19 protein-coding genes are annotated in these 18,730 nt (G+C 54.1%); 7 read left to right on the top strand and 12 right to left on the bottom strand.

Going from position 1 to position 18,730, the window contains the following annotated elements:
- Nucleotides 1-63 precede the first annotated feature (63 nt).
- A complete protein-coding gene (locus FC18_RS05010; RefSeq protein WP_054679075.1) occupies nucleotides 64-243 on the bottom strand; it encodes a hypothetical protein in 180 nt (59 codons plus the stop codon).
- A gap of 130 nt (nucleotides 244-373) precedes the next feature.
- Here FC18_RS05010 and FC18_RS05005 point away from each other — a divergent pair, with 130 nt between their 5' ends.
- The gene (locus FC18_RS05005) at nucleotides 374-862 is read left to right on the top strand and encodes a GNAT family N-acetyltransferase (RefSeq protein ID WP_056975631.1); all 489 of its coding nucleotides are present in this window, start codon (nucleotides 374-376) and stop codon (nucleotides 860-862) included.
- A 62-nt stretch (nucleotides 863-924) separates the two neighbouring features.
- Here the strand turns inward: FC18_RS05005 and FC18_RS12045 are convergent, their stop codons facing one another.
- The 3 genes from FC18_RS12045 to FC18_RS04995 all read right to left on the bottom strand — a co-directional run bounded on the left by FC18_RS12045 (nucleotide 925) and on the right by FC18_RS04995 (nucleotide 2,349).
- Complete coding sequence (locus FC18_RS12045; RefSeq protein ID WP_156300915.1) at nucleotides 925-1,092, bottom strand: hypothetical protein; 168 nt, start codon at nucleotides 1,090-1,092, stop codon at nucleotides 925-927.
- 7 nt (nucleotides 1,093-1,099) lie between these two features.
- Complete coding sequence (locus FC18_RS05000) at nucleotides 1,100-1,363, bottom strand: hypothetical protein (RefSeq protein ID WP_056975629.1); 264 nt, start codon at nucleotides 1,361-1,363, stop codon at nucleotides 1,100-1,102.
- A 263-nt stretch (nucleotides 1,364-1,626) separates the two neighbouring features.
- Nucleotides 1,627-2,349 (bottom strand): CPBP family intramembrane glutamic endopeptidase, encoded by a 723-nt coding sequence (locus FC18_RS04995; RefSeq protein WP_056975627.1) that lies wholly within the window; start codon nucleotides 2,347-2,349, stop codon nucleotides 1,627-1,629.
- A 349-nt stretch (nucleotides 2,350-2,698) separates the two neighbouring features.
- On the opposite strand from FC18_RS04995, the gene FC18_RS04990 reads away from it, so the two are divergent.
- Complete coding sequence (locus FC18_RS04990) at nucleotides 2,699-2,899, top strand: cold-shock protein (protein ID WP_054679066.1); 201 nt, start codon at nucleotides 2,699-2,701, stop codon at nucleotides 2,897-2,899.
- Nucleotides 2,900-2,960: 61 nt separating this feature from the next.
- Here FC18_RS04990 and mnmG read toward each other — a convergent pair whose 3' ends face one another.
- The 8 genes from mnmG to rpmH form a co-directional block, all read right to left on the bottom strand.
- Nucleotides 2,961-4,856, bottom strand: coding sequence for a tRNA uridine-5-carboxymethylaminomethyl(34) synthesis enzyme MnmG (mnmG, locus tag FC18_RS04985; protein WP_054679064.1), 1,896 nt, complete (start codon nucleotides 4,854-4,856; stop codon nucleotides 2,961-2,963).
- 65 nt (nucleotides 4,857-4,921) lie between these two features.
- Nucleotides 4,922-6,304, bottom strand: a complete 1,383-nt coding sequence (gene mnmE / locus FC18_RS04980) for a tRNA uridine-5-carboxymethylaminomethyl(34) synthesis GTPase MnmE (protein WP_054679061.1) — start codon at nucleotides 6,302-6,304, stop codon at nucleotides 4,922-4,924.
- A gap of 153 nt (nucleotides 6,305-6,457) precedes the next feature.
- The gene (locus tag FC18_RS04975) at nucleotides 6,458-7,504 is read right to left on the bottom strand and encodes a hypothetical protein (protein WP_156660868.1); all 1,047 of its coding nucleotides are present in this window, start codon (nucleotides 7,502-7,504) and stop codon (nucleotides 6,458-6,460) included.
- Between the two features lie 178 nt (nucleotides 7,505-7,682).
- On the bottom strand, nucleotides 7,683-8,756 hold the full coding sequence (locus tag FC18_RS04970; RefSeq protein WP_056975625.1) for a S66 family peptidase: 1,074 nt from the start codon (nucleotides 8,754-8,756) through the stop codon (nucleotides 7,683-7,685).
- Between the two features lie 230 nt (nucleotides 8,757-8,986).
- The gene (gene jag / locus FC18_RS04965) at nucleotides 8,987-9,760 is read right to left on the bottom strand and encodes an RNA-binding cell elongation regulator Jag/EloR (protein WP_054679055.1); all 774 of its coding nucleotides are present in this window, start codon (nucleotides 9,758-9,760) and stop codon (nucleotides 8,987-8,989) included.
- A gap of 129 nt (nucleotides 9,761-9,889) precedes the next feature.
- A complete protein-coding gene (locus FC18_RS04960; RefSeq protein ID WP_054679054.1) occupies nucleotides 9,890-10,723 on the bottom strand; it encodes a YidC/Oxa1 family membrane protein insertase in 834 nt (277 codons plus the stop codon).
- A gap of 6 nt (nucleotides 10,724-10,729) precedes the next feature.
- Nucleotides 10,730-11,089 carry a ribonuclease P protein component gene (rnpA, locus tag FC18_RS04955; RefSeq protein ID WP_054679104.1) on the bottom strand — a complete coding sequence of 120 codons (360 nt, stop codon included), beginning with the start codon at nucleotides 11,087-11,089 and terminating at the stop codon, nucleotides 10,730-10,732.
- A gap of 164 nt (nucleotides 11,090-11,253) precedes the next feature.
- Nucleotides 11,254-11,394 carry a 50S ribosomal protein L34 gene (gene rpmH / locus FC18_RS04950; RefSeq protein ID WP_054679051.1) on the bottom strand — a complete coding sequence of 47 codons (141 nt, stop codon included), beginning with the start codon at nucleotides 11,392-11,394 and terminating at the stop codon, nucleotides 11,254-11,256.
- Nucleotides 11,395-12,188: 794 nt separating this feature from the next.
- Between rpmH and dnaA the strand changes: the two genes are divergently transcribed.
- The 5 genes from dnaA to gyrB all read left to right on the top strand — a co-directional run bounded on the left by dnaA (nucleotide 12,189) and on the right by gyrB (nucleotide 18,710).
- Nucleotides 12,189-13,523 (top strand): chromosomal replication initiator protein DnaA, encoded by a 1,335-nt coding sequence (gene dnaA / locus FC18_RS04945; protein WP_056975623.1) that lies wholly within the window; start codon nucleotides 12,189-12,191, stop codon nucleotides 13,521-13,523.
- 197 nt (nucleotides 13,524-13,720) lie between these two features.
- A complete protein-coding gene (gene dnaN, locus FC18_RS04940) occupies nucleotides 13,721-14,854 on the top strand; it encodes a DNA polymerase III subunit beta (RefSeq protein WP_056975621.1) in 1,134 nt (377 codons plus the stop codon).
- 453 nt (nucleotides 14,855-15,307) lie between these two features.
- A complete protein-coding gene (gene yaaA, locus FC18_RS04935) occupies nucleotides 15,308-15,520 on the top strand; it encodes a S4 domain-containing protein YaaA (RefSeq protein ID WP_056975619.1) in 213 nt (70 codons plus the stop codon).
- 1 nt (nucleotide 15,521) lies between these two features.
- On the top strand, nucleotides 15,522-16,685 hold the full coding sequence (gene recF / locus FC18_RS04930) for a DNA replication/repair protein RecF (RefSeq protein ID WP_054679048.1): 1,164 nt from the start codon (nucleotides 15,522-15,524) through the stop codon (nucleotides 16,683-16,685).
- Between the two features lie 66 nt (nucleotides 16,686-16,751).
- Nucleotides 16,752-18,710 (top strand): DNA topoisomerase (ATP-hydrolyzing) subunit B, encoded by a 1,959-nt coding sequence (gene gyrB, locus FC18_RS04925; RefSeq protein WP_054679045.1) that lies wholly within the window; start codon nucleotides 16,752-16,754, stop codon nucleotides 18,708-18,710.
- Nucleotides 18,711-18,730 lie beyond the last annotated feature (20 nt).

Genomic DNA, 18,730 nt, shown 5'->3' with positions numbered 1-18,730 from the left:
CATCCACGGGCGCAGTCGTCTTGCTTGCCTGCCCCATGCAGTTTTCAGAAATTCAAGTCATCATTACTGAAACAGCAGGATAATTGGCGGCAGCACGAACAGCAGCAGGAACAAGGCGAACGCAACTGCCGAAATGATCAGCAGTAAGCGCCAAAAACCAGTTCGCTGGCGGCGATAATTGACGATGCAAATAATGAGCATGAAGCTAAACACCAGGGCCATGAACGAGAGCAGATACCACATAATTTCAACTTCTTTCCGCGTTTAATCCGAGTATAGCATTCAAAAAACGTGTTACCGGTAACTGAATACGGGTATAATAACGGCAAAATGGCGGCCATCAATCAGCTGCCAGAACTACGGAGGCAAGCACATGCAATCAGCCCTAATTATTCGGCCCATCACCCCAACAGACGATACGCAGATGGCCACAATCGTGCGCAAGGACCTGGAAGAAGCCGGGTTCGCCCTGCCTGGCACCGCGTACTTCGATCCGCAGCTTGACCGCTTGAGCGCATTTTACGCTGGTCAACCAAACGGCGCGTACTGGGTGCTCAGCGACAAGGTGGGCCAAGTATACGGCGGCGGCGGCATCGGCCCGTACGCCCCGGGGATAGCGGAACTGCAGAAGCTATATATTCGCGCGGATCGGCGCGGGTTTGGCGACGGTCAGCGGTTAATTGATTGTGCCCTCACCTACGCGCGGCAACATTACCCGCAAGTCTATTTAGAAACCTTCGTGGCGCTCAGGGCGGCCAACCACCTGTACGCCAAGAATGGGTTTGTAGCTCTTGACGCACCGCTTCCCGGCAGTGAGCATTCCGCTTGCGATGCGTGGTGGTTGCTGCAGTTCGAAAAATAAAAAAAGCCGCCGCACACAGACAACCAGCCAGTTGCTTGTGTGCGGCGGCACTTTAATTTGCGCTACAAAATGCTGATGAGTAAGCCCGCAACCACAACGGCCACGAGGGTTTTGCTGCCGGTAGCGCCGGGCCGGACGGTGTGGGTCCGAAACTCAACGCCAATCAAGGCGAGCGTGGTCAACAGTGCAACCACCAACATAATGACTAATTTAATAACAGTAGCATCCATGGATTAATTAAACCTCGAAGTCAAAAAATGGGTTAATCTGCTTCTGCAGGTCGTGGATCTTGACGAAATCCACGCCGGGGAAGAGCCGGTAGATGAAGCCCGCAAAGGAGTCCCGATTGAACTTGTAGTCCATCCGCCCCATCCGGTGGGGACGGGAACCGTCGACGTATTCCCAGACTTCCAAGTTATAAACCGCACTTGGCACCACGGTGATGAAGGTGGAATCATCAATACTGATTTGTACGTCGTTTCTGGTTTGCTGTTCAATCATGGTTAACATCCTCCGATACTCATTCGCGTTGCACGTTTTGGTAGTGCGACACCTAGTATAGCAGAGAAATTGCAAATTGCATGTTACAATTTTGCACTTTTTGTTATTGTGAAATATTATTTAAAACTGTGTTTCACGCCTTGTATGACGGGGCTTTATGCATTTATGAATTTTCACAATCCTTTAACCACGTGCTTACATACATCCGTTTCACAAGCTAAAAACGAACGAACGTTTGCAAATGTAGATCGCCGAATTTTTCGTCATAATGCCTGCAAAAGCGCGGCCAATGCAGACGGAAAGTTAATCATGACGTGCAACCCGATTGAATAGCGCAGGTCGCGGTGGTAACGATAGGTGTAAGCCAAAATCCAACCTAGTGAAGAATATAACAAGAGGAAGACACTCAAGTGCGGTTCGTGCATCAGGCCGAATACCAAGCCACTGGTAATGATGGCGGCCCACTCATTAAATCGGTTGTCCTTGGCCCAAAACAGGTTCATGAAAATGCCGCGGAAGGTAAGCTCCTCAATGAATGGCGCGAGCACACCAGCAAGAAAAAATAACGTCACGGGCAAGATTTTCATCTCGTCCAGAATGCCCTGCTGATTGTTAGGCGTCCCGAAACGGGCCACCACGAGGTTCACCGCCAGCACCAGCACGTACATCAGGAACAAGAAGAACAACGATTCCAGCCGAAACTTGCGCCGGCCGAAGTGCAACGGATTCCTTTTCTGCAGTTGGTGCCGGTACAGCCAGACTAAAAAGCCGATTTCTACCGCCGCGAAAATGACCGTCGCCAGCGTGATCCAGAGATCATACCCATGCAGTGCTGCCAGCCGCGCGGCGTGGCTGTGCGGATATTCGTGTCGCACCAGCAGTGAACCGAGAATCATCGGTAGCTGATAGAAGTACAGCGTGACTGTCAGGAGCACGAACAGCAGCACCTTCCCGATGCGCCTTAAAATTGGGTGGTTTGGTTTCATTTGCTGCCTCCTAGCGTGTAGTTAATAGGCTAAGTATAACCCAACATGCAGTTTGGCGCCGTTTTTCCGCAGCCGATTAGCGGCAATTTTACCGGTTAATCATTTCCCGGGAAATGTGTGCGCACCGTAACTAATTGGGGGACACAACCCTTGCCGTGCCAATTGTCACAGATATATGTTATTTCGCCGCATTTCGCAAAATAAATGTGTTTCGGCTTGCATTGTGTGGTATGATAACGGCAACGTAATTTAAAAATGAGAACTGTATTGTTTCACTGCACTATGGATTTTCTTTTTACGATTACCAGTTTCTCGTCACATTAGGTTTTTTGATAAGGAGATTATCAACATGCAGCAGGGTACAGTTAAATGGTTTAACGCAGACAAGGGCTTCGGCTTCATCACTGGCCAGGACGGTAAGGATGTATTCGTACACTTCTCCGCTATCCAGGGCGACGGCTACAAGACTCTTGACGAAGGTCAGGCAGTTTCCTTCGACGTAGAACAGAGCGACCGCGGTCCTCAGGCTACGAACGTTAACAAGCTGTAATTTCTAATTTCAGCTACCAAAAAGGGTTCCGACTTCACGGTCGGAACCCTTTTTGCATACCTTAATTTGTTTTCGCAATCTTACCCTGCTCGATGTAAACCGACAGAATCGCGACGTCAGCGGGATTGACCCCACTGATGCGCGCTGCCTGGGCGAGCGTGGTTGGCTGAATCTTGGCCAGCTTCTGCCGTGCTTCGGTAGCCAGGCCGTTGATGGCCGCGTAATCGATGCGGTCCGGAATCTTCTTGGCCTCTTGCCGACGCAACTTGGCAATCCGCTGTTCTTCCTTGGCGATGTAACCCGCGTACTTCACCTGAATCTCTACCTGTTCGGTCACGCGGTGATCCACATCCGCGGCCGGAATGAACTGAGTCAAGGTCGCGTAGTCAATGCCGGGCCGGCGCAGGAATTCGGTGGCGGTGACGGAATCCTTCAGCGCAATCCCGCCGTTTGCTTCCAACCAGTCGTTCACGTCCTTTGGCTTCAGGCGCAGGGTGTCCAGCCGCGCTTTTTCCGCCTCAATCGCGTCCCGCTTGGCGGTGAAGCGCGCGTACCGGGCGTCGTCGATGAGCCCCAGTGCGTGGCCCTTATCCGTCAGGCGCAGATCCGCGTTATCGTGCCGCAAAAGCAGACGGTATTCCGCGCGGCTGGTGAGCAAACGGTAAGGTTCGTTCGTGCCCTTGGTCACCAGGTCGTCAATCATGACCCCGATGTACGCTTCGTCGCGGCCGAGGATGAACGGATCCTTGCCCTGAGCGCGCAGCCCGGCGTTAATTCCGGCCATAATCCCCTGGCCGGCCGCCTCTTCGTACCCACTAGTCCCGTTCATCTGGCCAGCAGTGAACAGGTTGGGCAGCACCTTTGTTTCCAGGTTGGATCGCAACTGCCATGGTTCAATGATGTCATACTCGATGGCATAACCAGGCCGCATGAGCGCCGCGTTTTCCAGCCCCGCCACGCTGTGCAACATCTTCAGCTGAATCTCTTCCGGCATGGACGTGGAGAAGTCGCCCACGTAGTACTCGCTCGTGTCGCGGCCCTCTGGTTCCAGGAAGAGCTGGTGGCGCGGCTTGTCAGCAAAGCGGACAACCTTGTCCTCGATGGAAGGGCAGTAGCGCGGACCGACCCCTTCAATCACCCCGGAGAACATCGGCGCGCGGCTCAAGTTCTGGCGAATGATGTTATGGGTGTTTTCGTTCGTGTACGTCATCCAGCAGGACAGCTGATCCTTGAGGTACATCGAATCCGGCGTGGTGAAGCTAAAGTGGTTCGGCGTCTTGTCGCCGGGCTGTTCTTCCGTCTTGCTGAAATCGATGGAATCCCCGTCAACGCGGGGGGGCGTCCCGGTCTTGAAGCGACGCAGCTTGAAGCCGAGCTGTTCCAAGTTCTCGGACAGCTTAATTGATGGCAGCGAGTTGTTAGGGCCGCTGCTGTACATCAATTCGCCGATGATGATCTTTCCCCGGGAACTTGTGCCGGCGGTCAGTACAACCGCTTTGGCGTGGTAACGTGCCCCCGTGGCGGTAACTACCCCGGCTGCCTTGCCGTCCTCAACAATCAGGCTGTTAACCAGGCCCTGGCGCAGCGTCAGGTGGTCCTGGTGTTCAATGGTCTGCTTCATGCTGCGGTGGTAAGCAGCCTTGTCCGCCTGCGCGCGCAATGCCCGCACGGCGGGACCCTTACCGGTATTCAGCATCCGCATCTGAATGTAGGTCTTGTCGATGTTGTGGCCCATTTCGCCACCCAACGCGTCGATTTCACGGACCACAATCCCCTTCGCTGGGCCGCCAACGCTGGGGTTGCAGGGCATGAATGCCAGCATGTCCACGTTCAGGGTCACCAGCAACGTCTCCTGCCCCATACGCGCACTGGCCAGGGCGGCCTCACAGCCGGCGTGTCCGGCACCGACAACGATGACGTCGTAGCTCTGGGCGTCATACTCCTTTACTTCAACCATTTTGTAAGTTCTCCTAAATCTATCGGTTTTATCATCTATCGTTTTAACTAAAAATCTATCGTAAGCTACTTGCCCACGCAGAACTGCGTAAATAGCGTCGTAATCAGCTCATCCGGCGCGGCATCCCCGGTGATTTCCCCGAGTTTGTCCCACGCCTCCGTTAGGTCAATCTGAATCAGATCAACGGGCATCCCCGCATCAATCCCATCCAGGACTGCCTGCAAGCTGGTCTGGGTCTGCTTGAGTAGCCCGATTTGGCGCGCGTTCGTGACCACAACCTCGTTCTGGCTGTTTTCAATGCCACCAAAGAACAGCTTGGCGATGCGTGCTTCCAATTCATCGACGCCGGTTGCCGTCAGGATGGACGTACTAATCAGCTCGCTTGGCTCCACGTACTGCGCCAGCTCATCCCCGGTCACCGCAACGGGCAAATCCTGCTTGTTCAGCACGACAATTCGCTTCTTGGCGCGCGTTGCCGTGAGCAATTCGCGGTCTTCATCGGTGAGTGGTTCACTGACGTCCAGCACCAGCAGCACGAGGTCCGCGGCGTTCAGCGCCTTGCGTGACCGTTCCACCCCGATTTTTTCCACCTTATCGTTCGTGTCGTGAATCCCCGCAGTGTCTACCAGCCGCAGCGGCACCCCGCGGACGTTGACGTATTCTTCCAGCACGTCCCGGGTGGTACCCGCAACGTCGGTGACAATCGCCTTGTCTTCGTGCAGCAAATAGTTCAGCAGGCTCGACTTACCCACGTTCGGCCGACCCACAATCGCGGTAGCCAGACCTTCACGCAGAATCTTGCCGCCCTGAGCCGTCGCCAGCAAGCCGTCAATGCGCTGGTTCGCATCGCGTGCACAGACCCCCATCGCCTGCACGGTCATCTGGTCGGTGTCGTATTCGGGATAATCGATGTTCACTTCCACCTGGGCCAGAACGTTCACGATGTCCTGGCGCAGATCGTCGATGGTGGTGCGCAGGTTGCCCCCGAGCTGATCGACAGCGACCTGGGCCGCCCGATCCGTTTTCGCCCGAATGATGTCCATGACGGATTCAGCCTCAGTCAGGTCAATCCGGCCGTTTAGGAACGCTCGCTTGGTGAATTCGCCGGGTTCGGCTTGCCGCGCCCCCGCCGCGATCAGCAGCTGCAGCACGCGACTCGTGGCCACGATGCCCCCGTGCGTGTTGATTTCCACCACGTCTTCCCGGGTGAAGGTCTTCGGCGCCCGCATCACGCTGACCATCACTTCATCCACTGGCCGCTTTGTCCGGGGGTCAATGATGTGTCCGTAATTGATTGTGTGGGTCGGCACCTTAGTCAGGTCCTTGCCCTTGAACACCGAGTTCGCAAGTGCAACCGCGTCGTCCCCCGACAGACGGACAATCGAGATGGCCCCTTCGCCAGGCGGGGTGGAAATCGCGGCAATAGTTTCAGCTACATATTTTGGCATGATAGATTCCTTTCCGGGTTTAGCGCGCAAAAAAAGTGCACTATCCCCCTAAACAAACTAGGGGGACAAAGCACTTTGACTGCTTCATCCGTATTTAACTGAGTTCTACTATACAATTGTCAGGAGAAATGGGCAAGTACATCGCTAGTTTTTCTATTTCTGCCTTGTAAACAGCAGATAATCTACCATGGTAATCGCAACGATTGCCGTCAAGAATACGCCAACAATTTGCGTCAAACTGACATGTGCATATTGGCCCAGGCCAAAGTACACTTCATAAAAATCCGAGTAAGCAAAAGGAATGTACCTGCCTAGCTTACCAAAAACATTTAACAACCCAAGCGGTGTAAGGAATGTTAAAGTACCCACAATAAATACCGTCATCAAAACGTTTTTCGTAATTCTTCCGGTTAACGCACAAACAACAACCAGAATTACTGTCCATAAATTGAAATAGATTAAAAAATAGGCTAAGTATCCAACGACTGTTCGCACAACTAGCGCACCATTGCTTCCGAAGGCGTATGGCATCGCTACATAACCGATGGGTAGATGCGCAAATAAAGCCACTAGCGCCACGCTAAGCACGACAGCGGTGATTACCAAGACGTTAAGTACAACAATTGGCAGAACAGCGCGAATTAAAACCTGCTTGAATCGTGTCTGCGGAGTTACCCGCGCCAATTCATGCATATCTGACTGCTCATCACGCGTATAGATATAGCCCATTATCAACACTACTGCGGCCAACATCAGTGAAAAGAACAATAAATCTGCGCGCTTTGTTACCCCGCTAATTCCTAAAGTTGCCGCCACAGCTGCACTAGCGGAGCCAATTTCACTAACATACGGCGTTGCATCAAACTTCTGCTCTATAACTTTACGCATAACACGCATATATTCAGACCGATGGGTGTGCATTAGCTCAGAACGATCATAGAATTGGCCAACATCATGCTGAACCAAGTCTGAATCTTGCATTGCTGCATATACAACGCGATTAACTTGCCGATAATCACTTTGCTGATACGCGCCAATTACTTGATTTAAATACAATCGCCATTTTCGTTCCGCTGGTTTGTTGCGTAACGGTGAACTGTTATGCCTGCTGACACGGATCTGTTCTTGGGCAGTTTCAATAGCAGCCTGCCTAAAGTAGTCCGCCGTTGGTACTACCAGTTGATTATTAGCTGCTGTCAAACCATGATAGCTACTCAAGGAAGGGACGGTCTTACTCGTCATTCGTGTAACTGTAGGGACGGTTAATGACAGCGTAAGTAAGATAAAAATTAGTATATAAATTATCCATGGCTGTCTTTTTGACTCCAACCGTAAATTTGCCCACACGTCATCATCCCCTTAGCTAATCGTATTGGAATTACCTAAAATACGGCTCCACCACCGTCAGCGTCTTGGCATCCAAATCCAATTCCGCCTTGGCCCCGTACGGCAATGCTGTCCGCGGATATGCGTGGCCGAAGTTCAGGTTGAACATCACCGGCGTGTGGTATTTGGCGGTGGCCGCGGTCAGCGCCGCTTTGTATTCATCATAGTAGCGTTCATTTTGCGGCTTACCGGCAATGATGGCGCTGACTTGGGCCAAGATGCCGTGTTGGTCCAGGGTATCCAGCATCCGCGCGTACTCTGCGGGCGTGGGCTGTTCTTCGCTGGTTTCGATGAACAAAATCTTACCTGCCCAGCTGCTTGCTTCTGGCACCAAGTGGTACTTCGCCGCCACCGCCGCCTCATCAGAGTAGCGACTCGTCGTCAGCAAATCGTCCAGACTGTCGAGGCAACCACCCAGCAGCGTGCCGACCGCGGTACCCGTTCCCCGCAGCACTTCATACCCATGTTCTTCGGGATGCTGGCGCCGGGGCGTGTTCAGGGCCGCACGCGAGAAGTCGGTGCGCTCCTCGTACCATACTGGGCTGCTCTGAATCGGAGTTACCGCTTGGTCTGTAAAGTAGCGGGCAATGGTCGACGCCGTATATGGCAACATCTGGGTGTCGAGCTCGGCGATGTCGTTAATGTAGTTCGGTCCGTAGAATGTCTGCAGCCCCAGCCCATACAGCATCAGGTGGTTAACGGTCGTGTCCGAGAAGCCGGTAAAGAGCTTCGGGTGCGCCCACACCGCCGCCGCAAATTCAGGGTCGTCGAGCAAAAACGGCGCCAGACGGTAGGTGTCATCCCCGCCGATTGCACAAATAATGCCGTTAATGTCCGGATCCATGAACGCCGCCTTGAGGTCTGCCGCCCGTGCTTCTGGGTGCGCGGCCAAATACTCCGGCGACCGCAGACTGCTGCCCATAAACACCGGGGTCAGGCCCAAATCACGCAGCCGGTGGGCGCCCCGTACCAGTTCATGCTGGGCGTCGGTGCGACCGAGTGCCCCGCTAGACAGACTGACGATGGCGACCCGGTCGCCCCGCTGCAATTTTGCTGGTTTATACATAGGACTACCTCCGATTAATGGGCAAAACGAACTGTTGCCGCTGTTAGTTACCGCAATCTTACGCTTCAGGAATAGTCAGCACAAGCATTGCCACCAATATCCACCGCGCAAAAGGCAAATCGTTTGTTTTAGGTTAACCAAAAATCGCTGGGCAACTATTTTCGGGATGCCAAAACATCGTGGTCCGCACGAAAAAACCGCCAATCGCAACGCAATCAGCGGCCATTCATTTATCTTCTTGGCACCACAACCACGTACCGGTGGGGCTCCACCCCTTCCGACCTGGTTGTCGCGTACTTATTGTCCTGCAACTCGTGGTGAATCGCCTTGCGCTCGAATGACGGCATTGGGTCAAGGTACACCGTCTTGCCACTTGCGAGCACCTCGCGCGCTGTGCGCTGGGCTAGCCGTCTAACGCTCTCATCGCGCCGTTGCCGGTAGTCACCAACATTCAGCATAATGGTCCACTTGGCGCGCCCACGGTGGTTAAAGAGCGTCTGGGCGAGCAACTGGAGCGAGTTAATCGTCTTCCCGTGCTTGCCGATGAGTAGCGCGTCCTTATCCGCGTCAATCTGGAACATCACGCCGCCAGTCATGTGCTGGTAGTGCACCTTCGCCTCAATGCCGAGGGCGGCAATTGAGTTCGTCAAGTATTCCTGCACCGCCGCCAATGCCGCATCGTTAATCTGCTTGCGTTCGGCGCGCCGAGCTTCTTCGGCTGCGGCAACTTGTGCGGCCGCCGCGGCTTCTGGATCAACGGCAGGCGCTGGTACCGTGGGCTCCGGTGCCGGGGTCGGTTCAGCAACCGGAGCGGCCGTCACTTCTGGTGCCGCCGCGGGCTGCTTTAAGGTCATGCTGATGCGCGCTTGCTTGGCCCCGAAGCCAAGGAAGCCGCGTTTGGCGTCGTTCAAGACGTCAATCTGCACGTCATCTTGGGTCAACCCCATCGCCAGCAGGCCCGCTTCAATCGCCATTTCAATCGTTTTTCCTTCGTATGTCGGCATGGTAGTTCCTTTCTGCGTTACTTCAATGCCCCTATTTTACACCATTAACCCGGTAATACGGGCGGCGCATTAAAAAACGGCCGGAACAAGCAATCAGCAAGCTTGTTCCGGCCGTCCATTAATCTGTAATTACCGCTTACCCAGGGCACGCTTCTTCGCCTTGCGCAAAGCCTTCTCGCGATCACGTTCCGCTTGGGCCTTGGCCTCACGTTCGCGCCGCAGCTTGAATGGGTTCTGCAAGAGGAGCTGCTGGACCAAGGAGAATGCGTTGGTGACAACCCAGTAAATCGTGACGGCAGATGGCAGGGCCAGCGCCATGACGAAAATGAAGATTGGCATCCCGAACGTCATAATCATGGACATGCTATTCCGTTCCGGCTGGGCCAGCATCGACATGTAACTGGTGAGCCCGGTGAAGATGGCCGCCAGAATCATGGTGATGTACAGGGGGTCCGGCTTACCCAGCTGCATCCACAGGAACGTCCCGGCTTTCAGGGAATCAGTCCGGTAAATGGCCTGGTACAAGGCGAACAGGAATGGCATCTGCACGAGCACGGGCAGGAAGCTCATCATTGGGTGCACGTCTTCATCCGCATAGAGCTTGCGGGTTTCCTTCATCAACTTTTCCTGCGTCTCTTGGTCCTTGGACTTGTACTGCTGCTGCAGGGCCTTGAGCTTAGGGGCGATTTCGGACTGCTTCGTCATGTTCTTCATGGAAATGGCGGACAGGGGGAAGATGACAATCCGGATGATGATGGTGAAGAGGATAATCCCCATCCCATAACTACCACCGAAGAAGCCAGACAGCCACTTGATGAACTGTGCGGCGTTGTAAATAACGTAGCGGTCCCAAATCCCGGTACTGTTGGCGTCAACCGCGCTAGTGGAACAACCAGCCAGCGTGACGGCAACCAGCGCCATGGCAACCACTGCCAAGATGCGTTTTGCTTGCTTACTCACGATATATCCTCACTCGTTTTTTTCTTCGTCTAATAGCAGACCCGCCAGCGTCAGGGCGTGGGCAAGATTCTTCTTGCTCTCCGCCATGTCCAGCTGGCTCGCACCACGACGAGCGATAATCAGGAAATCAGTTTGCGGATCAATCTGTGGCTTAAGTTCCAGCAGACTCTGGCGGATGTACCGCTTAATCCGGTTGCGGACGTTTGCCCGGTGCCCAATTTTCTTGCCGACAGAAATCCCGACGCGGAAGTGTTTAGCTTCCGGCCGACTCAGATGGTACACGACAAAATTCCGGTTCGCCACGGACTGACCGTTGTCGAACACATCCTGGAACTCGTCTTCACGTTTAATGCGGTAAGATTTGCGCACCGTCATCCCTCACAATCTTTTACAGTATACAACAGAGCCCGGTGGTTAGCATAGGAAAGAAATAGCGGATTCATTCCCGGGCTGGCCGCTTTTGGGGCTAAAAAAAGGTGGGCCAAGACAAATGTCTGGGCCCACCCCTTTAAAAATCGCGATTTGATTGCCAATTAGGCAGCCAGAACCTTGCGACCCTTAGCGCGACGACGAGCCAATACGCGGCGGCCGTTCTTAGTACTCATGCGCTTCATGAAACCGTGAACGCGTTCACGGTGACGCTTCTTAGGTTGAAAAGTACGCTTGGTGGTCATTGTTGCACCTCCTCATTTTGAACTTCTTATGTTCATTTCGATTACAAACACTTTAAACAAAGTTTGATTATACTGGTCAATCGGCGCCACGTCAACCACCACCACGCGAAGATGAGGGAATTATGGCGTTTTTTGCGCAAAATTTGGGCGCATAAAAATTTTTTTGCGCCGCTTTTTTTCGGAAAACCCCGGCCGAATTCTGGCGGCCCCGCCATTTTATCCACAACCCCAAGTTCGCCAAAGTTCAGTCCCGGGACCGGTCGATAATGGGTGTGGATAACCAAAATCGCATTTTTGACCACTACCAGTTGTACCCGAGTTATCCTCAGCATAGCGACAAATACACAGATTTGGGGATAAACTATCCACAGAATAAAGTTAACCTGTGTAAAACCTTGTGAAACAGCAGTAGACTGGCATTCTTCTTGCACCGTCACGTGTGCATAACCCGCAGCATTTTGCAGTTATTCGCGGCTGATTCCCCACTTGTGGACATTTTCTCCACAAGCTTGTCGATTCTCTGAATTAAGCTTTGTGAAACATGTGCATAGTCTAATTTGCTTCTTTTTCTCCGTCTTTGCCTGTGGAAAACTTTTTCGAGTAATGATAAAATCTTCCTTGTAGCGCAAACTGGACAAAAAAATTTCCTTCGCCGTTCATAAAGATATTAGTGAACAGTGGAGGTTAGTATGCGCTAAATCGTAATCTACATAGAACAAACCCATGCCGCTTGCGGTGTGGCTATCACGTGAGTCCCGGGCATTCGTGCGGGCTCTGACCAAGGAGTAAGTGTAATGGATGAATTGTGGGCCTACATCACCGACCATTTCCGCGAGAATATGTCTTCCGTGGCATACACCACGTGGATTGAATCGGCAACACCAGTGCGTTTGAACGCCGACACGCTTGAAATCCAAGTGCCAGATCAACTGCACCAAACATACTGGCAAAAAAACCTCGCCGTAAAGGTTGTCGAGGCCGCTTACTCCTTTAATGGGACCGAGTTATCACCGGTAATTACCATTAAGGGCGATGAACCTGAAACCACACCTGAACCGGAAGCAGAAGTCCAGACTGCCGCACCAACGCCAACCTTCAAGACCGTTTCGCACCTGAACAGCCGCTACACCTTCGAAGATTTCGTCATTGGGAAGGGCAACCAGATGGCCCACGCCGCGGCCCTTGCCGTATCCGATGAACCCGGCACGCTGTACAACCCGCTCTTCTTATATGGGGGCGTGGGACTGGGCAAGACGCACTTGATGCAGGCTATCGGGCACCACATGTTGCAAAACAATCCGAACGCCAACGTGAAGTACGTATCCGGTGAGGACTTCACTAACGACTTCATCAATTCCATCCAGTCCAAGCGCCAGGAACAGTTCCGCCAAGAATACCGGAACGTGGACCTGCTGCTCGTCGATGACATCCAGTTCTTCGGCGATAAGGAAGGAACCCAGGAAGAATTCTTCCATACTTTCAACGCGCTGTTTAACAGTAAGAAGCAAATCGTTCTGACCAGCGACCGGCTGCCCAACGAGATCCCCAAGCTCCAGGACCGCTTGGTGTCCCGCTTCAAGTGGGGCCTGTCCGTTGACATCACGCCGCCAGATCTTGAAACCCGTATCGCCATCCTGCGCAACAAGGCCACCGATGAAGGCCTCGACGCACCGGAAGATACGCTGCACTACATCGCCGGCCAGATTGATAGTAACGTCCGGGAACTAGAAGGGGCGCTGCTGCGGGTGAAGATTTTCGCCGAGACCACCAAGTCGCCAATCACGACGAGCCTCGCCGCCGACGCGCTGAAGACCCAGATTTCCGGCAAGAATACCCAGCTAACCATCGCGGAGATTCAAGAGATGGTCGCCAAGTACTACCAGGTATCTGTCACCGACATCAAGGGGCGGAAGCGCGTCAAGCAGATTGTCATGCCGCGCCAAATCGCGATGTACCTGGCGCGGGAACTAACCGACAGCTCGCTGCCCCAGATTGGGCGGGAATTTGGCGGGAAGGACCACACCACCGTCATCCACGCCGTCGACAAAATCGAAAAGGCGGCAAGTGCCGATGCCGACCTCAAAGCGTCGATTATCGAGCTGAAGAATAAGCTGAAAAACCGCGGTTAACGCGCGCACGTCCACGGCACCCAGCATTTTTGCACATGTGGATAGTTGTGGGTAACCCGCAAAAGTTATCAACATCCAATCCACAAGCATTTCCGCTGTGTCACGGGCCAAATTTCGACTTTTCCACAGGTTCCCCAGCCCCTACTACTGTTACTCTTTTAATTACTATATCTATGTAACCCGGGAGGTCACCACCAATGAAATTCTCTATCAATCGCTCCAGCTTCCTCAAGACGTTCGCCGATGTTAGTCGGGCAATCAGTTCCAAGACCACCATTCCAGTGCTCACCGGCCTGAAGCTGGTCGCAACCACCGCTGGGTTAACCCTGACCGGTTCCGATGCCGACATTTCCATCGAAGCAACGATTCCCGAAGATAGTGAAGACAACACGCTGACCATCCAGGAACCTGGGGCCATCATTTTGCCTGCCCGCTTCTTCGGGGAAATCGTTAAGCGGCTGCCTGAAGACAACATGACCGTCACTATCGAAGACCTGCAGGCCACCATCACCAGTGGGGCCAGTGAATTTACAATCAACGGCCTCGATGCCGCAACCTACCCGCAGCTGCCTGAAATCAGTAGCGACCGGTCACTGACCTTGAAGGCGGACACCTTCCGCCAGATTATTGGCCAGACCGTTATTGCCGTCTCCACCCAGGAAAGCCGGCCAATCCTGACCGGGGTGCACATTTCCATTCAAAACGGGACCTTGGTTGCCGTGGCGACGGACTCACACCGGTTGGCTCAGCGCAGCATCGATCTGGAAGGGGTCACCACCGACGCCGACTTCATCATTCCGGGCCGCTCCCTGACCGAACTTGGCCGGATGCTCACGGATGACGTCACCGAAACCGAGCTGCGGATTGCCGACAACCAGGTGCTGTTCACCATCGGCCAGACTTCCTTCTACTCCCGGCTGCTGGACGGCAACTACCCGGACACCACGCGGCTGATTCCAACCACTTCCAACACGCGCATTGAATTCTCTGCGCCCGCACTGCTGGCGGCCATCAACCGTGCTAGCCTGATGAGTCACGAAGGCCGGAATAACGTTGTGCGGCTGAACATCGAAGTTGGCGCCGGCCAGGTCACCTTGTTTGGGAACTCACCTGAAATTGGGAATGTTGAAGAACAGCTTAGTTTCAACGCGCTGGAAGGGGAAGACCTCGAAATCTCCTTCAACCCTGACTACATGAAGGTGGCACTCCAGGGGCTGGGCCAGAGCACAATCGAAGTGGCCTTCACCGCACCATTGCGGCCATTCACCTTGGTGCCAAGCGAAGACAAGGAACACTACATTCAGCTCATTACCCCAGTTCGGACATTCTAAGTGCTTACTGGTGCTGGCCCGCAACAAGCAAGTTGCGGGCCAGCTTTTTTTGTTATTTTTGCCGCAGCCACCGTTATTTTTCCAGCCAAGGCGTGGGAGCACGCGGCGCCGTGGAGGGCGCGGCAAACGGGCCGGCAAAGTTGGGGCTCCGAGCCGCATTTTGCCCTTGAAAATGGTTAACGGGTGGTTAAAGCGGTGTAAAAGTAGCGCCGGGTGCCTGAAAATGGCAAAATTGCCGCCAGGAAGGCTAAAAAAATCGCGATTTTCGCGTAAAACGGCGTAAAACGGCCGTCACGCCGTTTTACGCTTTTTTAGTCCCGGGATACTTAATGCGGACACATTTGAAATACGGGCGAAAATACCCCCGCGTTGATTGTTTGTTTACATGAAAAACGCTATAATAGTAGATGTAATTACTGAATTTTTTGTGTGCAACGTGGAGGTTAAAACCAAATGGAAATCACAATCTCTAAAGCCTACATAACGCTGGGCCAATTGCTCAAGGATGCGGGTGTTGTTGAATCTGGCGGGGCGGCTAAGTGGTACCTGGCTGAGAACAGCGTTCAGATCAACGGCGAGGAAGACAATCGCCGGGGCCGCAAATTAGTTGCTGGTGATACCGTTATTCTTAACGATGGGAGCCAGTTCAACCTGGTTCAAGGCTAGTATGTACCTGAAGCATTTGGAACTGCGGAACTACCGGAACTACGCCAAGGTCAGCACCGACTTCTCCCCACAGATCAACGTGCTGATTGGTAGTAACGCACAGGGCAAGACGAACTTACTCGAAAGTGTCTACGTTCTGGCCATTACCCGGAGTCACCGGAGCAATAATGACCGGGATTTGGTGCGCTTCGGGGCAGATTTCGCCCGCATCGACGGTCGGGTCAGCCGCAAGCTCGGCAACACCGACTTACGCCTGGTCATCAGCAGTCAGGGGAAGCGCGCCAAGGTCAACAACTTGGATGCGCCCAAACTCTCGGCCTACATGGGCAAGTTGAACGTGATTCTCTTTGCCCCTGAGGACCTGAACCTGGTGAAGGGGAGTCCGGCCCTGCGCCGACGCTTCATCGATATGGAGTTCGGCCAGATGAGCCCGGCGTATTTGGCCAATCTGACCATGTACAAGAAGGCACTGAAGCAGCGCAATGCGTACCTGAAACAGCTCAAGTTCCATCAGACCAAGAATTTGACGTTCCTTGATGTGCTGACCGACCAAGTCGCACAGTACGGGGGCGCCGTGATTGCGGCCCGGGCCAAGCTGCTCCAGGATATGGGCAAGTTCGCGGCGGTGATTCACAGTGACATCACGCGTGGCGGCGAAGTACTGCAGCTGCGGTATGTGAGTCAGGTGCACGACGACGCGTTCGGGGATGCCGATGCGGCGACCGCCCGGCTCCAAGATCTATTCGCCAAGAGCCGGCAGCGGGAACTCGACCAGGGCACATCCCTGGTGGGCCCGCACCGCGACGACGTCCAGTTCATCGTGAATGACCGCGACGTCGCGACTTTTGGCAGTCAGGGCCAGCAGCGCACCACGGCGCTGGCGGTTAAGCTCGCCGAAATCGACTTGATGAAGCAGGAAACCGGTGAGTATCCAGTATTACTCCTGGATGATGTGTTGTCCGAACTGGATGATAACCGGCAGACACACCTGCTGCGGGCGATTCAGGATAAGGTGCAAACCTTCCTGACCACGACGAGCCTGGACGGTATTGCCCGGGAAATAATCCAAGAGCCAGCGATATTCCACGTGGATGACGGAACGCTGACCCGGATGGATGCGGACGCGGTGTTGCACGATCGCGGCAGTGCGTCTGCACAGACTTAAGTTAATTAATGCGTCGCTTGTGACGCGGAACCCCGCATTTTTTGCGGACAAGTAGGAGGTAAAAACGTGGCGGACGAGATTGAAAAAGAAACCAAGGCTGAATTAGCTGCGGAATACGATGCCAGTCAGATTCAGGTGCTTGAAGGCCTAGAAGCTGTCCGGAAGCGCCCAGGGATGTACATCGGCTCCACCGGTGTTCAGGGCCTGCACCACTTGGTGTGGGAAATCATTGATAACGGGATTGACGAAGCCCTTGCCGGTTTTGCCACCACCATCAACGTCATTGTTGAGCCCGACAACTCCATCACCGTCACCGATGATGGTCGGGGGATTCCCGTGGACATTCAGGCCAAGACCGGCCGGCCAGCGCTCGAAACGGTCTACACGATTCTGCACGCCGGCGGTAAATTCGGCGGTGGCGGGTACAAGGTTTCTGGTGGTCTGCACGGGGTCGGGGCGTCCGTTGTGAACGCGCTGTCCACGAATCTGCAGGTTGAAGTGGCCAAGAATGGCAAAATCTACCGGATTACGTTCAAGCGCGGGAAGGTCGACAAGCCAATGTACATCGCTGGCGATGCCCCGGCAGACTTCCAGCACGGGACTAAGGTTCACTTTGTGCCCGATTCCGACATCTTCACCGAAACCACGGTGTACGATGACAAGATCCTGACAACTCGCATTCGCGAGCTGGCATTCCTCAACAAGGGCCTGCGCCTGACCTTCATCGACCGGCGGAAGGATACCGCCGAGAAGCTGGAATTCCACTATGAAGGTGGGATTCGGCACTACGTTGAATACCTCGATAAGGGCAAGGAAACACTGCTGCCAGAGCCAGTGTACGTTGAGGGGCAACAGGATGGCATTACCGTTGAAGTTTCCCTGCAGTACACGGATGGTTATGCAAGTCAGCTTTTGACCTTTGCCAACAACATCCACACGTACGAAGGGGGCACGCATGAGGCCGGGTTCAAGACCGCCCTCACGCGGGTTATCAACGCTTACGCCCGCAAGTCTGGGGCGCTGAAGGCCAATGACGACGCACTGTCTGGGGATGACGTACGTGAAGGGATGACCGCGGTTGTTTCCATCAAGCACCCAGATCCCCAGTACGAAGGGCAAACCAAGACCAAGCTGGGTAACTCTGACGCCCGCACCGTCACCGACCGCATGTTCTCCGAGCACTTCAACAAGTACCTGATGGAGAACCCGTCTGCGGCCAAGCTCATCATCGACAAGGCGATGCTCGCAAGTAAGGCCCGGCTGGCGGCTAAGCGTGCGCGTGAAGTTACGCGGCGCAAGAGTGGACTGGAAATCTCCAGTCTGCCCGGGAAGCTCGCGGACAACTCCAGTAAGGACCCCGAGATTTCTGAATTGTTCATCGTCGAAGGGGACTCCGCCGGTGGTTCCGCTAAGTCCGGCCGGAGTCGTCTGACCCAGGCTATCCTGCCAATTCGCGGGAAGATTCTGAACGTGGAGAAGGCCAGCATGGAACGGATTCTGGCGAACGAAGAAATTCGGACGCTGTTCACCGCCATGGGGACCGGCTTCGGGGAAGAATTCGACGTGGCCAAGGCGCGTTACCACAAGCTGATTATCATGACCGATGCCGACGTTGACGGGGCCCACATCCGGACCCTGCTGCTGACGCTGATTTACCGGTACTTGCGGCCACTGCTTGATGCGGGCTACGTCTACATCGCCCAGCCACCACTGTACCGGGTACGTCAGGGCAAGATGATGCAGTACCTCGATTCCGATCAAGAACTGGAGAACTTGCTCGGCCAACTGCCACCAAGTCCTAAGCCAGAAATCCAGCGGTACAAAGGGCTTGGGGAAATGGATGCGTCCCAGCTATGGGAAACAACCATGAACCCTGAGAACCGGCGGCTGCTGCGGGTATCCGCTGAAGATGCCTCCGAAGCCGAAGAAGTCTTCGAAGTACTCATGGGCGACAAGGTGGAACCACGCCGGAAGTTCATTGAGGACAACGCGGTTTACGTGGACTCGAAGAACATCGACGCCTAACTAATTAACGTAAAATCACT

Source organism: Lacticaseibacillus sharpeae JCM 1186 = DSM 20505 (assembly GCF_001436225.1).
Lineage (GTDB): Bacteria > Bacillota > Bacilli > Lactobacillales > Lactobacillaceae > Lacticaseibacillus > Lacticaseibacillus sharpeae.
The sequence above is the reverse complement of the archived record's forward strand: the minus strand, read 5'-3'. Positions and strand labels throughout refer to the sequence as shown.